Here is an 18,134-nt window from a genome sequence, read left to right as displayed (position 1 = left end):
CACACAGAATGCGAAAAAAACCAGGAGCTTTTCATGTTCACCACGCCTCGTTTGATTATTGTTGCTACCGCTGTGGCCATGTTGGCCGGCTGCGCCTCGCCCAACCCGTATGACAATCAGGGGCAGGCCGACGGTGGCTCGCAAGGCATGAGCAAAACCGCCAAGTACGGCGGTCTCGGTGCGCTGGCCGGCGCCTTGGCAGGTGCCGCCATCGACCACAACAACCGTGGCAAGGGTGCCTTGATCGGCGCGGCGGTCGTTGGTGCCTCGGCGGCCGGTTACGGTTACTACGCCGACCAGCAAGAGAAAAAGCTGCGCGCCAGCATGGCCAACACCGGGGTTGAAGTGCAGCGCCAGGGCGATCAGATCAAGCTGATCATGCCAGGCAACATCACCTTCGCCACCGATTCGGCGAACATCGCGCCAAGCTTCTATCAGCCGCTGAACAACCTGGCGAACTCGTTGAAAGAGTTCAACCAGAACCAGATCGAAATCGTCGGCTACACCGACAGCACCGGCAGCCGCCAGCACAACATGGACCTGTCTCAGCGTCGTGCGCAGAGCGTGGCCACCTACCTGACTTCTCAAGGTGTCAGCGGTGCCAACCTCTCGGCCCGTGGCGCCGGCCCGGATAACCCGATTGCCAGCAACGGTGACGTCAATGGCCGCGCGCAGAACCGCCGCGTCGAGGTCAACCTGAAAGCGATTCCGGGTCAGCAGTATGGTGGTCAGCAGCAACAGCCGGGGACGGTTCAGCAGTATCCGTAAGTGAATGCTTGAGTGAAGAAATGCCCGGTCTTGTGACCGGGCATTTTTTTGGGTTGCCCGTGCTGGCCCTTTCGCGAGCAAGCCCGCTCCCACAGGGATGGGGGTTGTTCACAGAATCTGCGTTCACCACATGACCCTGTGGGAGCGGGCTTGCTCGCGAAGGGGCCGGACCAACACCCTCAAATCATCAGATACAAAAAAGCCCCCGGACAACCGAATTGTCCGGGGGCTTTTTGCTTGCAGCGAAGGCTGATTACTTCTTCAAGCCGTAATGCTCATCGAGCATGCCCGGCGAGTTCGGGGCTTTCGGCGCGTAGTCGCGTGGCGGCTCCTGATCGCGCGGCGGCGTCAGGCGTTCGCGCGGTGCCTGCGCGGCATCGGCGTGCAAAGCGGCGATCAGGCGTTGACGGGTCTGCTCGTCCAGGGCCAGGCGGTTGGCACCCTCGGCGAGATGATCCTGCACTTCCTGATAGCTCTGGGTCAGCTTCTTGACCAGCGTCGCGGTGCTGTTGAAGTGAGTGACCACCTCGTTTTGATAGCTGTCGAAACGCTCCTGGATATCATCCAGTTGACGCTGCGTGCGGCTCGGCGCGGCATTCGGTGCGACGCGAGCGATCAGGAATCCAATGGCGACACCCACAACCAGGGCAAGAGTCGGTAACAACCAAACTAAGAGCGAGTGTTCCACGAGTCCTTCCTCTATAAACGGCTTTGCTTTACGTTAACGGCTCGAACCTGCGCTGTATACCGCGATTCACTCGCAATAGATTGGCACAGACAATTTGCTAGACGAGTCGACCCGATTCGAGGTCACGGAGTTCCTTCCTTGCTGATGCGTGAAACCCCTGTAGTGATTGCCGGCCCAGTCGGCCAAATCGAAGCGCTGTACCTCGATAACGAGCAGCCAGTCGGCATTGCGCTGATCTGCCATCCAAACCCGGTGCAGGGCGGCACCATGCTCAACAAGGTCGTCTCGACCCTGCAGCGCACTGCGCGCGACGCAGGTTTGATCACCTTGCGCTTCAACTATCGCGGCGTCGGTGCCAGCGAAGGCTCCCACGACATGGGCAGCGGTGAAGTCGACGACGCTCAGGCTGCCGCAGCATGGCTACTGGAAAAGCATCCGGAGCTGCCGCTGACCCTGTTCGGTTTCTCCTTCGGCGGATTTGTTGCAGCAAGTCTCGGCGGTCGTCTCGAAGCCCAAGGCGTGCAGCTCAAGCAGTTGTTTATGGTCGCGCCGGCGGTGATGCGCCTGGGCGATCAGGATCAACTGCCACAGCACGGCGAGCTGACCGTGATCCAGCCGGAAACCGACGAAGTGATCGATCCGCAGTTGGTCTACGACTGGTCGGAAAAACTCCAGCGCCCCCATGAGCTGCTGAAAGTGGCAGAATGCGGACACTTTTTTCATGGCAAGCTGACCGATCTCAAGGATCTGATCCTGCCGCGTCTCTCGAATTGATTGCAGTCTGACAAGCGATTACCCATGACGAACCGTACCCGTATCCTCACCGGCATCACCACCACCGGCACGCCGCACCTGGGCAACTACGCCGGCGCCATCCGCCCGGCGATTCTCGCCAGCCGCGACAGCAATGCCGATTCGTTCTACTTCCTGGCCGACTACCACGCCTTGATCAAATGCGATGACCCGCTGCGCATCCAGCGCTCGCGTCTGGAAATCGCCGCGACCTGGCTGGCCGGTGGCCTGGATGTCGACCGTGTGACCTTCTATCGCCAGTCCGACATCCCGGAAATCCCCGAGCTGACCTGGCTGCTGACCTGCGTCGCCGCCAAAGGCTTGCTCAACCGGGCGCACGCCTACAAGGCCTCGGTGGACAAGAACGTCGAGAGCGGTGAAGACCCGGATGCCGGGATCACCATGGGTCTCTACAGCTACCCGGTGCTGATGGCGGCGGACATCCTGATGTTCAACGCGCACAAGGTCCCGGTCGGTCGTGACCAGATCCAGCACGTGGAAATGGCCCGCGACATCGGCCAGCGCTTCAACCACCTGTTCGGCCAAGGCAAAGAGTTCTTCACCATGCCTGAAGCGCTGATCGAGGAGAGCGTGGCGACCTTGCCCGGCCTCGATGGGCGCAAGATGTCGAAGAGCTACGACAACACCATCCCGCTGTTCTCCAGCGCCAAAGAGATGAAGGACGCGATCTCGCGGATCGTCACCGACTCCAAAGCGCCGGGCGAAGCCAAAGATCCGGATAACTCGCACCTGTTCACTCTGTTTCAGGCGTTCGCCACACCGGCGCAGGCGGACGAATTCCGCAGCGAACTGCTCGGCGGTCTGGGTTGGGGCGAGGCGAAGAATCGTCTGTTCCAGTTGCTCGACAATGAACTGGGCGAGTCCCGCGAGCGCTATCACCAGTTGATCGAGCGCCCGGCGGATCTGGAAGACATCCTGCAACACGGCGCGAAAAAGGCTCGTGCGGTGGCGACGCCGTTCCTCAACGAACTGCGTGAAGCGGTCGGCCTGCGTTCGTTCGTCAATCAGGTGCAAGTCGCGGCGACCACCAAAAAGAAAGCCGTGAAAGCTGCACGTTTCGTGAGCTTCCGTGAAGACGACGGCAGCTTCCGCTTCCGTCTGCTGGCGGCTGATGGCGAGCAACTATTGCTGTCGCGCAACTTTGCCGACGGCAAAACCGCCGGCCAAGTGACCAAGCAACTGCAATCCGGTCAGGCGCTGGACATCCGCAATCAAGACCTGAGCTTCAGCGTGTGGCTGGAAGGCGAGTGCGTTGGTGACAGCCCGGCGTTCGCCGATGCTGCTGCGCGAGACGCGGCCATCGAGGCTCTGCGCGTTGCACTGACCCCGGTTCAGGACTAATCCGCGGCGCGGCCCGACCAAGGGCTGATTGCCATTCCTACGGGCCGTCGCTACAGTGACGGCCCGTTTTTGTTGCCTTGCTAACGAATTATGACGCCCCTAGAACGATATCAAGCTGATCTGAAACGCCCGGACTTCTTCCATGACGCCGCGCAGGAAACTGCCGTGCGTCATCTGCAGCGCCTGTACGACGATCTGATCGCGGCCGAGCAGAACAAGCCGGGTTTGCTGGGCAAGCTGTTTGGCAAAAAGGATCAGACGCCGGTCAAGGGTCTGTACTTCTGGGGCGGCGTGGGTCGCGGCAAGACTTACCTGGTCGACACCTTCTTTGAAGCGCTGCCGTTCAAGGAAAAGACCCGCACCCACTTCCACCGCTTCATGAAGCGTGTGCACGAAGAGATGAAAACCCTCGGCGGCGAGAAAAACCCGCTGACCATCATCGCCAAGCGCTTCGCCACCGAGTCGCGAGTGATCTGCTTCGATGAATTCTTCGTTTCGGACATCACCGACGCGATGATCCTCGGCACGCTGATGGAAGAGCTGTTCAAGAACGGCGTGACCCTGGTCGCGACCTCGAACATCGTTCCGGACGGCCTGTACAAGGACGGTCTGCAGCGCGCGCGCTTCCTGCCGGCTATTGCGCTGATCAAGCAGAACACCGAAATCGTCAACGTCGACAGCGGTGTCGACTACCGTCTGCGCCACCTCGAACAAGCGGAGCTGTTCCACTATCCGCTGGACGAAGCCGCCCATGAAAGCCTGCGCAAGAGCTTCAAGGCCCTGACACCGGAATGCACGGCAGCGGTGGAAAACGATGTGCTGATCATCGAGAACCGCGAAATCCGTGCCCTGCGCACTTGCGACGACGTGGCCTGGTTCGACTTCCGCGAACTGTGCGACGGTCCGCGCAGCCAGAACGACTACATCGAGCTGGGCAAGATCTTCCACGCGGTGCTGCTCAGCGGCGTCGAGCAGATGAGCGTCACCACCGACGACATCGCCCGGCGTTTCATCAACATGGTCGACGAGTTCTACGACCGTAACGTCAAGCTGATCATTTCTGCCGAAGTCGAGTTGAAAGACCTGTACACCGGCGGACGCCTGACGTTCGAATTCCAGCGTACGCTCAGCCGTCTGCTGGAGATGCAATCGCACGAATTCCTGTCCCGGGCGCACAAGCCTTAAACAGATTCGGCATACAAAAAAGGGCCTGCAATTGCAGGCCTTTTTTTATGCGACGCAGTACCCCTGTGGGAGCGGGCTTGCTCGCGAATGCGGTGTGTCAGCTAAATAGATGCCAACTGAAAGTACGCTTTCGCGAGCAAGCCCGCTCCCACAGTGGTTTTGTGCGTGGGCAGGGAGTTATGCTGCCTGCTGAAACTGCTGCCGATACTGGTTCGGCGACAGCTCGGTGTGCTGGCGGAACAGCCGCGCAAAGAAGCTCGCATCGTCGTAACCGACCTCATAACTGATGGTCTTGATGCTCTTGCGGCTGCCGGACAGCAGACCTTTGGCGGTCTCGATACGCAGCCGTTGCAGGTAGTGCAGCGGCTTGTCACCAGTCGCGGTCTGGAAGCGGCGCATGAAGTTGCGGATGCTCATGCCGTGCTCGCGGGCCACGTCTTCGAAGCGGAACTTGTCGGCGAAATGCTCTTCAAGCCAGTGCTGGATCTGCAGGATGATCACGTCCTGGTGCAGCTTCTGCCCGCCGAAACCGATGCGACCCGGCGAATAACTGCGCTGCACTTCATACAGAATGTCGCGGGCCACGGCTTGCGCCACGTTGGCGCCGCAGAAGCGTTCGATCAGGTAGATATAGAGATCGCAGGCCGAAGTGGTGCCGCCGGCGCAATACAGGTTGTCAGCGTCGGTCAGGTGCTTGTCCTGATTGAGGTACACCTTGGGGAAGCGCTCGGCGAAGGCATTGAAGAAACGCCAGTAGGTGGTCGCTTCCTTGCCATTGAGCAGTCCGGCCTCGGCCAGCCAGAATACCCCGGTGGCTTCGCCGCAGAGCACGGCGCCGCGGGCATGCTGCTCGCGCAGCCACGGCAGGATTTGTGGATAACGGCCGCACAGGGTTTCAAAGTCGTCCCAGAACGCCGGGAGGATGATGACGTCGGCGTTTTCCAGGCCGCCGTCCACCGGCATCATCACGTCACTGAAACTGTTCACCGGTTTGCCGTCGGGGCTGACCAGGCGGGTTTCAAACGCCGGTGTCAGGCCGTGGCCCAGTTGTTTGCCGTAACGCAGGCTGGCCAGATGGAAGAAATCCTTGGCCTGCATGAGTGTGGATGCGAAAACCCGGTCGATTGCCAGGATGCTGACGCGCCGCAAGGGCGTGGAGACTTGCTTGGACATAATTCAACTTTTGTTTTGTTTTTATAAGGGAAAGTGGTCACCAGACGGCTGGATCGTCTTATTTTTTGTCGGATGTGTCCAGTGTCCTGTGTCGGAGGTGAGGCTTAGTCTCTGAAGGTCATATCCCTCCAACAAGAATGAAAGGTGCCGCATGATCCCCAGAACCTTGTTCAGCTCCGAGCACGAATTGTTCCGCGACAGCGTACGAACCTTCCTCGAAAAAGAGGCTGTCCCGTTCCATGCGCAATGGGAGAAACAAGGCCACATCGACCGCAAGCTGTGGAACAAGGCCGGGGAGGCGGGGATGCTCTGCTCACACCTGCCGGAAGAATACGGCGGCCTGGGCGCGGACTTTCTGTACAGCGCGGTGGTGATCGAAGAGGTCGGTCGCTTGGGTCTGACCGGTATCGGCTTTTCGCTGCATTCGGACATCGTCGCACCGTACATCCTGCATTACGGCAGCGAAGCGCTTAAGCACAAATACCTGCCGAAACTGGTCTCTGGCGAGATGGTCAGTGCGATTGCCATGACCGAACCGGGCGCCGGCTCCGACCTGCAAGGGGTCAAGACCACGGCGGTGCTGGATGGCGACGAGTACGTGATCAACGGCTCCAAGACTTTCATCACCAACGGCTTCCTCGCTGATTTGGTGATCGTCGTCGCCAAGACTGATCCGAAGGCCGGTGCCAAGGGCACTAGCCTGTTTGTGGTAGAGGCGAATACGCCGGGCTTCGAGAAGGGCAAACGCCTGGAGAAGGTCGGAATGAAGGCTCAGGACACGTCGGAATTGTTCTTCCAGGACGTGCGTGTTCCCAAGGAAAACCTGTTGGGTCAGGCCGGGGCAGGGTTCGCTTATTTGATGCAGGAATTGCCACAGGAGCGACTGACGGTAGCGATCGGTGGTCTGGCCTCAGCCGAAGCTGCGCTGAAATGGACGCTGGATTACACCCGTGATCGCAAGGCGTTCGGCAAGGCGATTGCCGACTTCCAGAACACCCGCTTCAAACTGGCGGAAATGGCTACCGAGATTCAGATCGGCCGAGTATTTGTCGACAAGTGCCTGGAGCTGCATCTGCAGGGCAAGCTCGACGTTCCGACAGCGGCGATGGCCAAATACTGGGGCACCGACCTGCAATGCAAGGTGCTCGACGAGTGCGTGCAGTTGCATGGCGGCTACGGCTTCATGTGGGAATACCCGGTGGCCCGGGCGTGGGCGGATGCGCGCGTGCAGCGCATCTATGCCGGCACCAATGAAATCATGAAGGAGATCATTGCGCGCTCGCTTTGATCTTTGCAGTGAGTTGACTGGCCTCTTCGCGAGCAAGCTCGCTCCCACAGGTGCGGTGAGCCTCTGTGGGAGCGGGCTTGCTCGCGAAGCTTTTAGCGGTCGATCAAGGCGCCGGGTTCGGATGATCCTTGTGAATCGCCTCGATCCCTGCCAGCACTTCATCGGAAAGTTTCAGATCAAAACTGGCAATGTTGCTGTCCAGTTGCGCAAGCGTCGTCGCACCAATGATGTTGCTGGTGACGAACGGTTGCTGGGTGACGAACGCCAGCGCCATTTGCGCCGGATCCAGACCGTGTTCACGGGCCAATGCCACATAGCGGCTGCAGGCAGCTTCCGATTGCGCGTTGAAATAGCGGCTGAAGCGGCTGTAGAGGCTCAGGCGACCTTTCGGCGGGCGAGCGCCACCTTCGTACTTGCCGGACAGGAAGCCGAACGCCAGCGGCGAATAGGCGAGCAGGCCGCACTGTTCGCGGATGGCGATTTCCGCCAGGCCGATTTCGAAGCTGCGGTTGAGCAGGTTGTACGGGTTCTGGATCGACACCGCACGCGGCCAGCCACGGGCTTCGGCCAGGGCAAGGAAGCGCATGGTGCCCCACGGCGTCTCGTTGGACAGCCCGATGTGGCGGATCTTGCCGGCCTTCACTTGTTCGTCGAGCGCTTCGAGGGTGTCTTCGAGCGGCGTCAGGTTGGCTTCGATCTTGTGCTTGTAGCCCAGCTGTCCGAAAAAGTTGGTGCTGCGCTCCGGCCAGTGCAATTGATAAAGGTCGATGTAATCGGTCTGCAGGCGCTCGAGGCTGGCATCCACCGCGGCGGCGATGTGCTGGCGGTTATGGCGCAGGTTTTTGTCGCGGATGTAGTCGATGGTGTTGCCGGGGCCGGCGATCTTGCTGGCGAGGATCCAGTCGGCCCGATCACCACGGCTTTTGAAATAATTGCCGATGTAGCGCTCGGTGGTGGCGTAGGTGTCGGCTTTCGGCGGCACCGGGTACATCTCGGCGGTGTCGATGAAATTGATCCCGGCTTCCTTGGCCCGTTCGATCTGGGCGAAGGCTTCAGCTTCAGTGTTTTGCTCGCCCCAGGTCATGGTGCCGAGGCAGATTGCACTCACGTTCAGGTCGGTACGGCCTAGCTGGCGATAGTCCATCGGGTGCTCCTTGGGCAAAACAATCATAAAAGCAGGTTGAAAATTTTTTCGCAATCTGCATAATTGCCGACCTCTTTCTGCAGTGGAAGTGATGCGCCGCCGCCGAAGAATCTTGCCGTTGAACGGACGCGCCGACCCGAGCCCCCGAAAGCGTCTGTATCCGGCTGCCTTTGACTTGTCAAAGTACGCACTATTCAGTAAGATCCGCCGTCTTATTTACAGGCGGCCCCTGAGGCTATAAAGAATGAAAACTTTTACTGCTAAACCGGAAACAGTAAAGCGCGACTGGTTTGTCGTCGACGCTGCTGGTCAGACCCTGGGTCGTCTGGCCACCGAAATCGCGAGCCGTCTGCGTGGCAAGCACAAGCCTGAGTACACTCCTCACGTTGACACCGGCGACTACATCGTCGTAATCAACGCCGAGCAGATCCGTGTAACCGGCGCTAAAACCACTGACAAAATGTACTACTCCCACTCCGGTTTCCCGGGCGGCATCAAGTCGATCAACTTTGAAAAGCTGATCGCCAAAGCCCCTGAGCGCGTGATCGAGACCGCGGTTAAAGGCATGCTGCCTAAGAACCCGCTGGGTCGTGACATGTACCGTAAGCTGAAAGTCTATGCGGGCGCTGCACACCCTCATACTGCTCAGCAGCCCCAAGAACTGAAGATTTAACGGAATAGTTCATTATGTCGGCGACTCAAAATTACGGCACTGGCCGTCGCAAGACCGCAACCGCACGCGTTTTCCTGCGTCCGGGTACTGGTAACATCTCCATCAACAACCGCTCCCTGGACTCGTTCTTCGGCCGCGAAACTGCCCGCATGGTAGTTCGTCAGCCGCTGGAACTGACCGAGACTGTCGAGAAGTTCGACATCTACGTCACTGTCATCGGTGGTGGTGTAAGTGGTCAGGCTGGCGCAATCCGCCACGGCATCACTCGCGCTCTGATGGACTACGACGAAACCCTGCGTAGCGCTCTGCGCAAAGCTGGCTTCGTTACTCGCGACGCCCGTGAAGTTGAACGTAAGAAAGTTGGTCTGCGTAAAGCGCGTAAGCGTCCGCAGTACTCGAAGCGTTAATTCGTTTCCACGTTCAAAAAAGAACGCCCGATTCCTCACGGAACCGGGCGTTTTTTTATGCCTGCGATTTATCAAAAGAATTGCGCTGTGACAACTTGCCACATTCGTAGACCCCCTATACTGCAAGGCTTGAGGGTATGAGCTCCGGGTAATTCCCTTGTCAGAATTGGGGCTTTTCATTACCATCTCGGCAAAATTTTTATAAGTAACATTGATTTATTTAGTAGATGCCTGATTTAACAGGCCACAAAGCTGATGGGAGAGGACTGAATGAGCAATGACGGCGTGAATGCAGGCCGGCGTCGCTTCTTGGTAGCAGCCACATCCGTGGTGGGTGCTGCAGGAGCGGTGGGGGCTGCGGTCCCGTTCGTGGGGTCATGGTTTCCCAGTGCCAAGGCGAAAGCCGCCGGTGCACCGGTGAAAGTGAATGTCAGCAAGATCGAGCCAGGACAGCAGATGATTGCCGAGTGGCGCGGCCAGCCGGTGTTCATTGTCCGCCGTACTGCGGAAATCCTGGGGAATCTCAAGAAGATCGAGGGCCAGCTCTCCGATCCGACTTCCAAAAACTCCACGCAACCCACCTATGTCGACCCTGAAGTGCGTTCGATCAAGCCGGAAATTCTCCTGCTGATCGGGATCTGCACTCACCTGGGTTGCTCACCAACCTTCCGTCCCGAAGTGGCGCCTGCAGATCTGGGTAAAGACTGGGTCGGTGGCTATTTCTGCCCTTGCCACGGCTCCCACTACGATCTGGCTGGCCGCGTCTACAAGTCGCAACCCGCGCCTTTGAACCTGCCAGTTCCCCCGCATTCCTATGAGACCGATGACCTGATTGTCATTGGCGTCGATACGGAGAAAGCGTGATGAGCAAGTTCATGGATTGGGTGGATGCGCGCTTCCCTGCGACCAAAATGTGGGAAGACCATCTCAGCAAGTATTACGCGCCAAAAAACTTCAACTTCTTCTATTTCTTCGGCTCGCTGGCGCTGCTGGTGCTGGTCAATCAGATCGTCACCGGTGTCTGGCTGACGATGAGCTACACGCCGTCGGCAGAAGAGGCGTTCGCTTCCGTCGAATACATCATGCGCGATGTCGAGTACGGCTCGATCCTGCGTCTGCTGCACTCCACCGGCGCGTCGGCGTTCTTCATCGTGGTCTATCTGCACATGTTCCGTGGCCTGCTCTACGGTTCGTACCAGAAACCACGTGAACTGGTCTGGGTATTCGGCATGCTGATCTACCTGGCGCTGATGGCCGAGGCCTTCATGGGTTATCTGCTGCCTTGGGGTCAGATGTCCTACTGGGGTGCCCAGGTGATCATCTCGCTATTCGGTGCGATTCCGGTGATCGGTAACGACCTGACCCAGTGGATTCGGGGTGACTACCTGATCTCCGGAATCACCCTGAACCGCTTCTTCGCCCTGCACGTGGTGGCGCTGCCGATCGTGATTCTTGGTCTGGTGGTGCTGCACATTCTGGCGCTGCACGAAGTCGGCTCGAACAACCCTGATGGCGTCGACATCAAGAAGTACAAAGACGAAAACGGTGTCCCGCTGGATGGCATTGCTTTCCACCCGTACTACACCGTGAAAGACATCGTCGGCGTAGTGGTGTTCCTGTTCATCTTCTGCTTTATCGTGTTCTTCTTCCCGGAAATGGGCGGCTACTTCCTCGAAAAACCAAACTTCGAGCAAGCCAACCCGTTCAAGACGCCTGAGCACATTGCACCGGTCTGGTACTTCACACCGTTCTACGCGATCTTGCGTGCGATCCCGGAAAAACTCATGGGTGTTATCGCCATGGGCGCCTCGATTGCCATGCTGTTCGTGCTGCCGTGGCTGGATCGCAGCCCGGTCAAATCGATGCGTTACAAGGGCTGGATGAGCAAAATCTGGCTGGTGGTGTTCTGCATTTCCTTCGTGATCCTCGGCATTCTGGGCGTACTGGCCCCGACGCCGGAGCGCACGCTGGTGTCGCAGATCTGCACCTTCCTGTACTTCGCCTACTTCATTCTGATGCCGTTCTACACCAGGCTCGAGAAGACCAAACCGGTTCCGGAAAGGGTGACTGGCTGATGAAAAAGTTATTTTTTGCTCTGATTTTTGCTGCTCTGCCTGTGCTGTCTTTCGCCGCTGAACACGGTGGTCCGGAGCTGGAAAAAGTCGATATCGACGTGTCCGACAAGGCTGCCCTGCAAGATGGTGCGCGGACCTTCGCCAACTATTGCATGGGCTGCCACAGTGCCAAGTTTCAGCGTTACGAGCGGGTGGCCGATGACCTCGGCATTCCCCACGAAATGATGCTCGAGAAGCTGGTGTTCACTGGCGCCAAGATCGGCGATCACATGAACATCGGCATGCAGCCGGCGGACGCCAAGACCTGGTTCGGTGCTGCTCCGCCGGATCTGACTTTGGTGGCTCGCGTGCGTGGTACTGACTGGCTCTACGGTTACCTGCGCTCGTTCTACGAAGATCCGGCACGCCCATGGGGCGTGAACAACAAGGTCTTCCCGAACGTCGGCATGCCTAACGTGCTGGTCGGCCTGCAAGGTCGCCAGGTGGTTGGCTGCAAGCAAGTGCAGATCGTCGAGGACGGCAAGAAGCAATACGATCCGCTGACCGGTACGCCGCTGACCCATGAAGCGTGCGATCAGTTGACCATCGTGCCGAAATCCGGTGCTCTGAACGAAGAGCAGTTCGATGAGAAGGTCAAGAATCTGGTAACCTTCCTGGCTTACTCGGCTAACCCGGTTAAGCTGCAACATCAGCGCATCGGTACTTACGTCTTGCTGTACCTGGCGTTCTTCTTTGTGTTCGCCTACCTGCTCAAGCGTGAATACTGGAAAGACGTGCACTGATACGCTTCAAGCATTGCTGTTAATCGCGCGCGCCCAAGGGTTCCTCCGATAACGCAAGGTCTGGTTCGCCAGACATTGCGGGAGGCGCCCTCTGGGCGCGCGCGTTTTTCCGGTTCCGATAATTTCAACAAGCGAGGAGGATCGCCATGGGCGTGACCAATCGGTTGGCCTGTTACTCCGACCCCGCCGACCACTATTCCCACCGAGTGCGCATCGTGCTTGCAGAGAAGGGTGTCAGCGCCGAAATCATTTACGTGGAAGCTGGTCGCCAGCCGCCTAAACTGATTGAGGTGAACCCTTACGGCAGTCTCCCGACACTGGTCGATCGCGACCTGGCGTTGTGGGAGTCGACCGTGGTGATGGAATATCTGGATGAGCGTTACCCGCATCCGCCACTGATGCCGGTTTATCCGGTGGCGCGTGCCAACAGTCGTCTGCTGATTCACCGTATTCAGCGCGACTGGTGTGGTCTGGTGGATCTGATTCTTGATCCCAAGTCCAAGGAGGCCGCGCGTGTCGTGGCGCGTAAGGAATTGCGTGAAAGCCTGACGGGCGTGTCGCCGCTGTTTGCCGACAAGCCGTTTTTCCTCAGTGAGGAACAAAGTCTGGTGGATTGCTGCCTATTGCCAATACTCTGGCGTTTGCCGATTCTGGGTATTGAACTGCCGCGGCCGGCCAAGCCGCTGCTTGATTATATGGAGCGCCAGTTTGCGCGTGAGGCTTTCCAGGCGAGTCTGTCTGGCGTCGAACGCGATATGCGCTAAGGCTTAAGGAGCCGCTATGAACTCCAGTCGACCTTATCTGGTCCGCGCGCTCTACGAGTGGATTGTGGATAACGATTGCACCCCGCACATGCTGGTCAATTCCGAATACCCGGCAGTGCAGGTGCCGCAGGGCTTCGCCAGTGACGGGCAAATTGTCCTGAACATTTCGCCCAGCGCCGTGCGTCACTTGCACATGGACAACGACGTGGTGACCTTTGAGGGTCGCTTTGGTGGCGTTCCGCACAGTCTGTATGTGCCGATCAGCGCGATTCTGGGCATCTACGCCCGGGAGAACGGGCAGGGCATGGTGTTCGATCTCGAGTCGCCGATGGATGACGAAGACGATGTCGAACCCGATGACGACTTGCCGCCACCGGGCAGCGAGCCGCCGCGACCAAGCGGCCGGCCAAGCCTGAAAGTGGTGAAGTAATAAAAAAGGCGATCCGGATGGATCGCCTTTTTTGTGTCTGCTCGTCGCGTATCAGTCGATGTATTCGAACAGCTTCACGATTTTCTGCACACCGGAAACGCTCTGCACCAGGTTGGTCGCTTGTTGGGCTTCCTGCTTGGTCAGCAGGCCCAGCAGGTAGACGATGCCGTTCTCGGTCACGACCTTGATGCGCGAGCCGGGAATGCTGGCATCGGTCAGCATCTGGGTCTTGATCTTGGTGGTCAGCCAGGCGTCGTTCTGGCGGGCGAGGAAGCTCGACGGCGCAATCACTTGCAGCTCGTTGTGCACCTTCTTCACGCGCTGGACGTTGGCGGCGGCCTGTTCAGCCTTGGCCTTGAGGTCTTCGCGCGGCGTCTGGCCGGCGAGCAGCACCACGCCGTTGAAGCTGGTGACGACGATATGCGAGTCCTTGTCCAGGCCGGGGTCGGCCTTGGCCACGTTGACGCCGACTTTGGTCTCGATCAGCGAGTCGTCGATTTTGCTGCCGAAGGTTCGGGTGCCGCGGTCGTCTTCAATCGGCGCTTCACGGCTGGCATTCACCACCGAGGTGCAGCCGCTGATGCCGAGGCACAGGGTCAAGGCCAGAAGGCCAAGGCGATTAGGGGTCATTCTTCACTCCCGAACAGTTGGCTGTCGATCAGATCGCAGAGGCAATGGATCGCCAGCAGATGGACTTCCTGAATACGTGCAGTGACATGGGCCGGTACGCGAATCTCGACATCTTCAGGCAGCAGCAGCGAAGCCATGCCGCCGCCATCGCGGCCAGTCAATGCTACGACAATCATTTCGCGATCATGTGCGGCCTGGATCGCCTGAATAATGTTGGCCGAGTTACCGCTGGTCGAAATCGCCAGCAATACGTCGCCTGGTTGACCCAGTGCGCGGATCTGCTTGGAGAACACTTCGTTGTAGCTGTAGTCGTTGGCGATCGAGGTGATCGTCGAGCTGTCGGTGGTCAGGGCGATGGCCGGCAGACTTGGACGTTCGCGCTCGAAGCGGTTGAGCAGCTCCGAGGAGAAGTGCTGGGCGTCGCCGGCAGAGCCGCCGTTGCCGCACGAAAGCATTTTGCCTTCGTTGAGCAGGGCGTTGACCATGATCTGGCTGGCTTGCTCGATGTGCGGTGCAAGTACGTCCATCGCCTGTTGCTTGGTGTCGATACTGGCCTGGAAAAGCTGGCGAATTCGGGATTGCATGTCCATCTGTGTGACCTTAAGTAGCGCGGCTGTTCGGCACGTGAATGTGCAGCCCGCAAAGCAAAGAGCAAAAATTGTCGGTGAAAGTGTCCGGGGTGGTGTGCAGAGAATCAACCATCGAACGCATTCTGCAACCAGTTCAATTGATCCGGGTGCCTGTCGATGGCCACCACGTCGAAGCGGCAAGGGGAGTCGGCCCAGCGTGACTCACGCTGAAGAAAATACTGTGCGGCGAAAATCAGTTTCTGCCGTTTGCGCTCATCGATGCTAGCGAGCGCGCCACCCCATTGAGTGTTTTTTCTGTAGCGGACTTCGACGAATACTACTGTATCGCCATCAAGCATGACCAGATCAAGCTCGCCCCGTTTGCATGACCAGTTCTGCGCCAGCAGGCGCAGACCGTGGTGTTGCAGATGCTCGAGCGCCTGGCGCTCGGCATCCTTGCCGCTCTGCAGGTGCGAGCCGTCGGGCATCAGCGCGGGGTGTCCGGCAGGCGCTGAACCTGACCGTTGACGAACTGCGCCCATGGCAACTGACGTACGACGCGTTGGGTCTGGGTCATGCCCAGGCTGCCCGACTGACCTTCGATGCGGCTGTCCGGCAGCGCCTTCAACTGACCCAGGCGCGGTGCCAGACGGTAGGCATCGACGCCCATGGCGTACAGGCGGCCGAGGCTGCCGGCCGCTTGTGGCCATTGCGCGGTGACTTGCTGGCGCAGCGGGTCATTGGCTTCCAGCAACCACGGGGTTTCGCAGAAGCGCACACCGTTCATGTCGTTGTACTGGTTCACATCGCCGCTGGCGCTGTAGACGTGGGACGTTGCGTACACCGGAACGTCACCGGCGTACTGGAAGTTCAGGGTCGGCTTGATCTGCTGCGCCTGTTGCGGGGTGGCTGCGAGGAAGATGAACTCGATGTCCTGACGACGCGACGGCTGCGCGGCTACGTTGGTGCCAGCGGCGTTCTGCAGGCTCTTGGCGCGGGCTTCGCTCTGGCGCAGCTGGAACATGTCGGCGATCTGCTGGGCCAGTTGCACCGGCTGATCGACACGTTCGGTGGCGACGATGCTGCCGCCATTGGCCTGCCAGTCCTGGCTGAACGCACGCAGTACGCGGTCGCCCCATTCGCCTTTCGGCACCATGATCGCCGCGCGGTGCAGGCCGTCGGCGCGGGCACGACGCGAAACTTCGCGGGCTTCGTCTTCAGCCGCCAGGCCGAACTGGAACAGTTGCGCCGGACCTTGATCACCTTCGCTGTAGTTCAATGCGAGGGTGGTGATCGGCAGTTGCGGACGGGTGCTCAGTTGTTTGACCAGCGGTTTTTCCAGCGGGCCGACCACCAGTTGCACGCCGTCAGCCTGAGCCTTGCGGTAGAACTCGTCCATCGAGGTCAGCTTGGAGCTGTCGTAGAACTCGATGGCGGGCGGCTTCTGGCCGGCCTGTTGCGCTTGATAGTGCGCCGCCATGAAACCTTCACGCAGGGCCTTGCCGACCGAGGCCAGTGGGCCGTCTTGCGGCAGCAGCAGGGCGATCTTGCTCAGGGGCTGGCTGGCCAGTTCCTTGAGTTTGGTCAGGGGCAGCGGCAGGTTGATTGCCGCCGGGTGTTTCGGGTTTTGTGCGCGCCAGGTATCGATTGCGGCTTGCTGCTGTTCCAGGGTGCCGGCAGTTTTCACTGCCAGGGCCAGGCCCATCCAGCCACCGAGATCGTCGGAGGTATTGGGTTGCAGTTGATCGGTTGGCAGCGAGGCGATCAGGATCCAGATCGCTTCGTGGTTCTTGCTTGCGACTTCGCCTTTTAGCATCGGTGCGATGAAGATGCGCTCGCGAGCGGCCGCCAGGGTCTGGCCATCGGCTTCCAGTGCGCGGGCGCGCACGGTGCCGGTGCGCACTTGCTGGTCTTCCGGCATTTCGCTCAGATGCTGCAGGCTCGGATGGCTCAGGGCCGTCAGCGCGGCTTTCGGCTGATTGCGAGTCATCGCCAGCTCAGCGGACAGGGTGCTGGCGAAGATCTGCTGGCCTGGCTTCAACTGCTCCATCGGCACTTGTTGCAGGATCTGCGCGGACTGGCCGGCGTTGCCCTGGCGATAAGCCAGGTCTGCCGCACTCAAGCGCAACAGGGCGGCTTTTTCCGGCGTCTTGGCCTGGGTAGCCTGTTCGAGCAGTTGCTCGATGCTGGCATCCGGAGTCCGTGGAAGTTCGCCAAGGCTGGAGGAAGGGGAGCTGGCGCAGGCCGCCAGCAAGGCAGCGAGGCAGAGGGCAGTGAACAGCCGCAGGCAAGCGATCATGTAAGTGTTCCTGATACTCGATCAAATTAGCGTGGAATTGTACCCAAGCACTGGCCGGGGCGCGATGTTACTGGCGTGAATCAATCAATTTAGCTGGAGTAAATGTTGCAGCGGCGCACAACTGCGTGCAAAACCGCGCTTGGCTCATACGGTTCGCAAGCCTCGTGACGCGCTACAATGCCGGCTTTTACCGAACACGAGGTGTGCGCTTTGACTGCTCCAGGTCCTTTGAATTCCGCTGCTGGCTCGCTTTATGTGGTGGCGACGCCCATCGGCAACCTGGACGACATCAGCGCCCGGGCTCTGAAAATCCTTCGCGAAGTGGCGTTGATCGCCGCCGAAGACACACGGCACTCGGCGCGGTTGATGCAGCACTTCGGCATTGCCACGCCGTTGGCCGCCTGCCACGAACACAACGAACGTGATGAAGGTAGCCGCTTTATTACCCGTTTGCTGGCGGGCGATAACGTCGCGCTGATTTCCGATGCGGGGACGCCGCTGATCTCAGATCCGGGTTATCACCTGGTGCGCCAGGCACGGGCGGCGGGGATCAATGTGGTGCCGGTGCCGGGCGCCTGTGCTTTGATCGCGGCGCTGTCGGCGGCGGGCCTGCCCTCCGACCGATTCATCTTCGAAGGCTTCCTGCCGGCCAAGTCGGTAGGGCGCAAGGCGCGCCTGGAAGCAGTCAAAGAAGAGCCGCGCACGCTGATTTTCTACGAGGCCCCGCACCGTATTCTCGAATGCCTGCAGGACATGGAAGCCGTGTTCGGTGGAGAGCGTCAGGCATTGCTGGCCCGGGAAATCACCAAGACTTTCGAGACGCTTAAGGGGTTGCCGCTGGGTGAGCTGCGTGCGTTTGTCGAGTCCGACAGCAACCAGCAGCGCGGCGAGTGTGTGGTGCTGGTCGCAGGCTGGTCTGCACCGGAGTCCGAAGACGCCGTCAGCAGCGAAGCGATGCGCGTGCTCAATCTGTTGCTCGAAGAGATGCCGCTCAAGCGCGCTGCCGCCCTGGCCGCGCAAATCACCGGCGAGCGCAAAAACGTGCTGTATCAGGTCGCACTGGAGCAGCAGAAGGGCGAGTAACCCGTCGCGCAGACGGGTTTCA

Annotated in this window: 20 protein-coding genes; 13 read left to right on the top strand and 7 right to left on the bottom strand. The window is 59.4% G+C overall.

Features of this window, described 5'->3' with window-relative positions:
- Positions 1 to 33: 33 nt before the first annotated feature.
- On the top strand, positions 34 to 768 hold the full coding sequence (locus tag E4T63_RS23115) for an OmpA family protein (protein WP_007961595.1): 735 nt from the start codon (positions 34 to 36) through the stop codon (positions 766 to 768).
- Between the two features lie 253 nt (positions 769 to 1,021).
- Here E4T63_RS23115 and E4T63_RS23110 read toward each other — a convergent pair whose 3' ends face one another.
- Entirely contained in the window at positions 1,022 to 1,456 is a 435-nt protein-coding gene (locus E4T63_RS23110) for a YhcB family protein (RefSeq protein WP_027612195.1), read from the bottom strand.
- Between the two features lie 144 nt (positions 1,457 to 1,600).
- Between E4T63_RS23110 and E4T63_RS23105 the strand changes: the two genes are divergently transcribed.
- The 3 genes from E4T63_RS23105 (at position 1,601) to zapE (ending at position 4,795) form a co-directional block, all read left to right on the top strand.
- The gene (locus E4T63_RS23105; RefSeq protein ID WP_097086289.1) at positions 1,601 to 2,230 is read left to right on the top strand and encodes an alpha/beta hydrolase; all 630 of its coding nucleotides are present in this window, start codon (positions 1,601 to 1,603) and stop codon (positions 2,228 to 2,230) included.
- A gap of 24 nt (positions 2,231 to 2,254) precedes the next feature.
- Positions 2,255 to 3,610, top strand: coding sequence for a tryptophan--tRNA ligase (locus E4T63_RS23100; protein WP_135296538.1), 1,356 nt, complete (start codon positions 2,255 to 2,257; stop codon positions 3,608 to 3,610).
- 90 nt (positions 3,611 to 3,700) lie between these two features.
- Positions 3,701 to 4,795: a cell division protein ZapE gene (gene zapE, locus E4T63_RS23095; protein ID WP_041074841.1), complete on the top strand. Its 1,095-nt coding sequence runs from the start codon at positions 3,701 to 3,703 to the stop codon at positions 4,793 to 4,795.
- Positions 4,796 to 4,972: 177 nt separating this feature from the next.
- Here zapE and E4T63_RS23090 read toward each other — a convergent pair whose 3' ends face one another.
- Positions 4,973 to 5,869: a GlxA family transcriptional regulator gene (locus E4T63_RS23090; protein ID WP_171061848.1), complete on the bottom strand. Its 897-nt coding sequence runs from the start codon at positions 5,867 to 5,869 to the stop codon at positions 4,973 to 4,975.
- Between the two features lie 250 nt (positions 5,870 to 6,119).
- Between E4T63_RS23090 and E4T63_RS23085 the strand changes: the two genes are divergently transcribed.
- Complete coding sequence (locus E4T63_RS23085; protein WP_003228064.1) at positions 6,120 to 7,256, top strand: acyl-CoA dehydrogenase family protein; 1,137 nt, start codon at positions 6,120 to 6,122, stop codon at positions 7,254 to 7,256.
- Between the two features lie 103 nt (positions 7,257 to 7,359).
- On the opposite strand, the gene E4T63_RS23080 is transcribed toward E4T63_RS23085, so the two are convergent.
- The gene (locus tag E4T63_RS23080) at positions 7,360 to 8,400 is read right to left on the bottom strand and encodes an NADP(H)-dependent aldo-keto reductase (protein ID WP_135296537.1); all 1,041 of its coding nucleotides are present in this window, start codon (positions 8,398 to 8,400) and stop codon (positions 7,360 to 7,362) included.
- Between the two features lie 244 nt (positions 8,401 to 8,644).
- Here E4T63_RS23080 and rplM point away from each other — a divergent pair, with 244 nt between their 5' ends.
- The 7 genes from rplM to E4T63_RS23045 all read left to right on the top strand — a co-directional run bounded on the left by rplM (position 8,645) and on the right by E4T63_RS23045 (position 13,531).
- Entirely contained in the window at positions 8,645 to 9,073 is a 429-nt protein-coding gene (gene rplM, locus E4T63_RS23075; RefSeq protein WP_003228062.1) for a 50S ribosomal protein L13, read from the top strand.
- 14 nt (positions 9,074 to 9,087) lie between these two features.
- Positions 9,088 to 9,480, top strand: a complete 393-nt coding sequence (gene rpsI, locus E4T63_RS23070; RefSeq protein ID WP_007961615.1) for a 30S ribosomal protein S9 — start codon at positions 9,088 to 9,090, stop codon at positions 9,478 to 9,480.
- 270 nt (positions 9,481 to 9,750) lie between these two features.
- Entirely contained in the window at positions 9,751 to 10,344 is a 594-nt protein-coding gene (gene petA, locus E4T63_RS23065; RefSeq protein WP_003228055.1) for a ubiquinol-cytochrome c reductase iron-sulfur subunit, read from the top strand.
- Positions 10,344 to 11,555 carry a cytochrome b gene (locus E4T63_RS23060; protein ID WP_135296536.1) on the top strand — a complete coding sequence of 404 codons (1,212 nt, stop codon included), beginning with the start codon at positions 10,344 to 10,346 and terminating at the stop codon, positions 11,553 to 11,555. The genes petA and E4T63_RS23060 overlap by 1 nt, the downstream gene beginning before the upstream one ends.
- Positions 11,555 to 12,337, top strand: a complete 783-nt coding sequence (locus tag E4T63_RS23055; protein WP_007917027.1) for a cytochrome c1 — start codon at positions 11,555 to 11,557, stop codon at positions 12,335 to 12,337. Before E4T63_RS23060 ends, E4T63_RS23055 begins: the two co-directional genes overlap by 1 nt.
- A gap of 146 nt (positions 12,338 to 12,483) precedes the next feature.
- Positions 12,484 to 13,101 (top strand): glutathione S-transferase N-terminal domain-containing protein, encoded by a 618-nt coding sequence (locus E4T63_RS23050; RefSeq protein WP_007961620.1) that lies wholly within the window; start codon positions 12,484 to 12,486, stop codon positions 13,099 to 13,101.
- A 16-nt stretch (positions 13,102 to 13,117) separates the two neighbouring features.
- On the top strand, positions 13,118 to 13,531 hold the full coding sequence (locus E4T63_RS23045; RefSeq protein WP_135296535.1) for a ClpXP protease specificity-enhancing factor: 414 nt from the start codon (positions 13,118 to 13,120) through the stop codon (positions 13,529 to 13,531).
- Positions 13,532 to 13,582: 51 nt separating this feature from the next.
- Here the strand turns inward: E4T63_RS23045 and E4T63_RS23040 are convergent, their stop codons facing one another.
- The 4 genes from E4T63_RS23040 to E4T63_RS23025 all read right to left on the bottom strand — a co-directional run bounded on the left by E4T63_RS23040 (position 13,583) and on the right by E4T63_RS23025 (position 17,029).
- Positions 13,583 to 14,161 carry a BON domain-containing protein gene (locus tag E4T63_RS23040; RefSeq protein ID WP_007961621.1) on the bottom strand — a complete coding sequence of 193 codons (579 nt, stop codon included), beginning with the start codon at positions 14,159 to 14,161 and terminating at the stop codon, positions 13,583 to 13,585.
- On the bottom strand, positions 14,158 to 14,751 hold the full coding sequence (locus tag E4T63_RS23035) for a phosphoheptose isomerase (protein WP_007961622.1): 594 nt from the start codon (positions 14,749 to 14,751) through the stop codon (positions 14,158 to 14,160). Before E4T63_RS23035 ends, E4T63_RS23040 begins: the two co-directional genes overlap by 4 nt.
- A 104-nt stretch (positions 14,752 to 14,855) precedes the next feature.
- Positions 14,856 to 15,218, bottom strand: coding sequence for a YraN family protein (locus E4T63_RS23030; RefSeq protein WP_027612188.1), 363 nt, complete (start codon positions 15,216 to 15,218; stop codon positions 14,856 to 14,858).
- Complete coding sequence (locus E4T63_RS23025; protein ID WP_135296534.1) at positions 15,218 to 17,029, bottom strand: penicillin-binding protein activator; 1,812 nt, start codon at positions 17,027 to 17,029, stop codon at positions 15,218 to 15,220. Before E4T63_RS23025 ends, E4T63_RS23030 begins: the two co-directional genes overlap by 1 nt.
- A 177-nt stretch (positions 17,030 to 17,206) precedes the next feature.
- Here E4T63_RS23025 and rsmI point away from each other — a divergent pair, with 177 nt between their 5' ends.
- A complete protein-coding gene (gene rsmI, locus E4T63_RS23020; RefSeq protein WP_135296533.1) occupies positions 17,207 to 18,112 on the top strand; it encodes a 16S rRNA (cytidine(1402)-2'-O)-methyltransferase in 906 nt (301 codons plus the stop codon).
- Positions 18,113 to 18,134: the final 22 nt, after the last annotated feature.

Origin of the sequence: Pseudomonas fluorescens, assembly GCF_004683905.1 — a bacterium.
Lineage (GTDB): Bacteria > Pseudomonadota > Gammaproteobacteria > Pseudomonadales > Pseudomonadaceae > Aquipseudomonas > Aquipseudomonas putida_A.
This window is presented reverse-complemented; position numbering and strand designations above follow the sequence as displayed.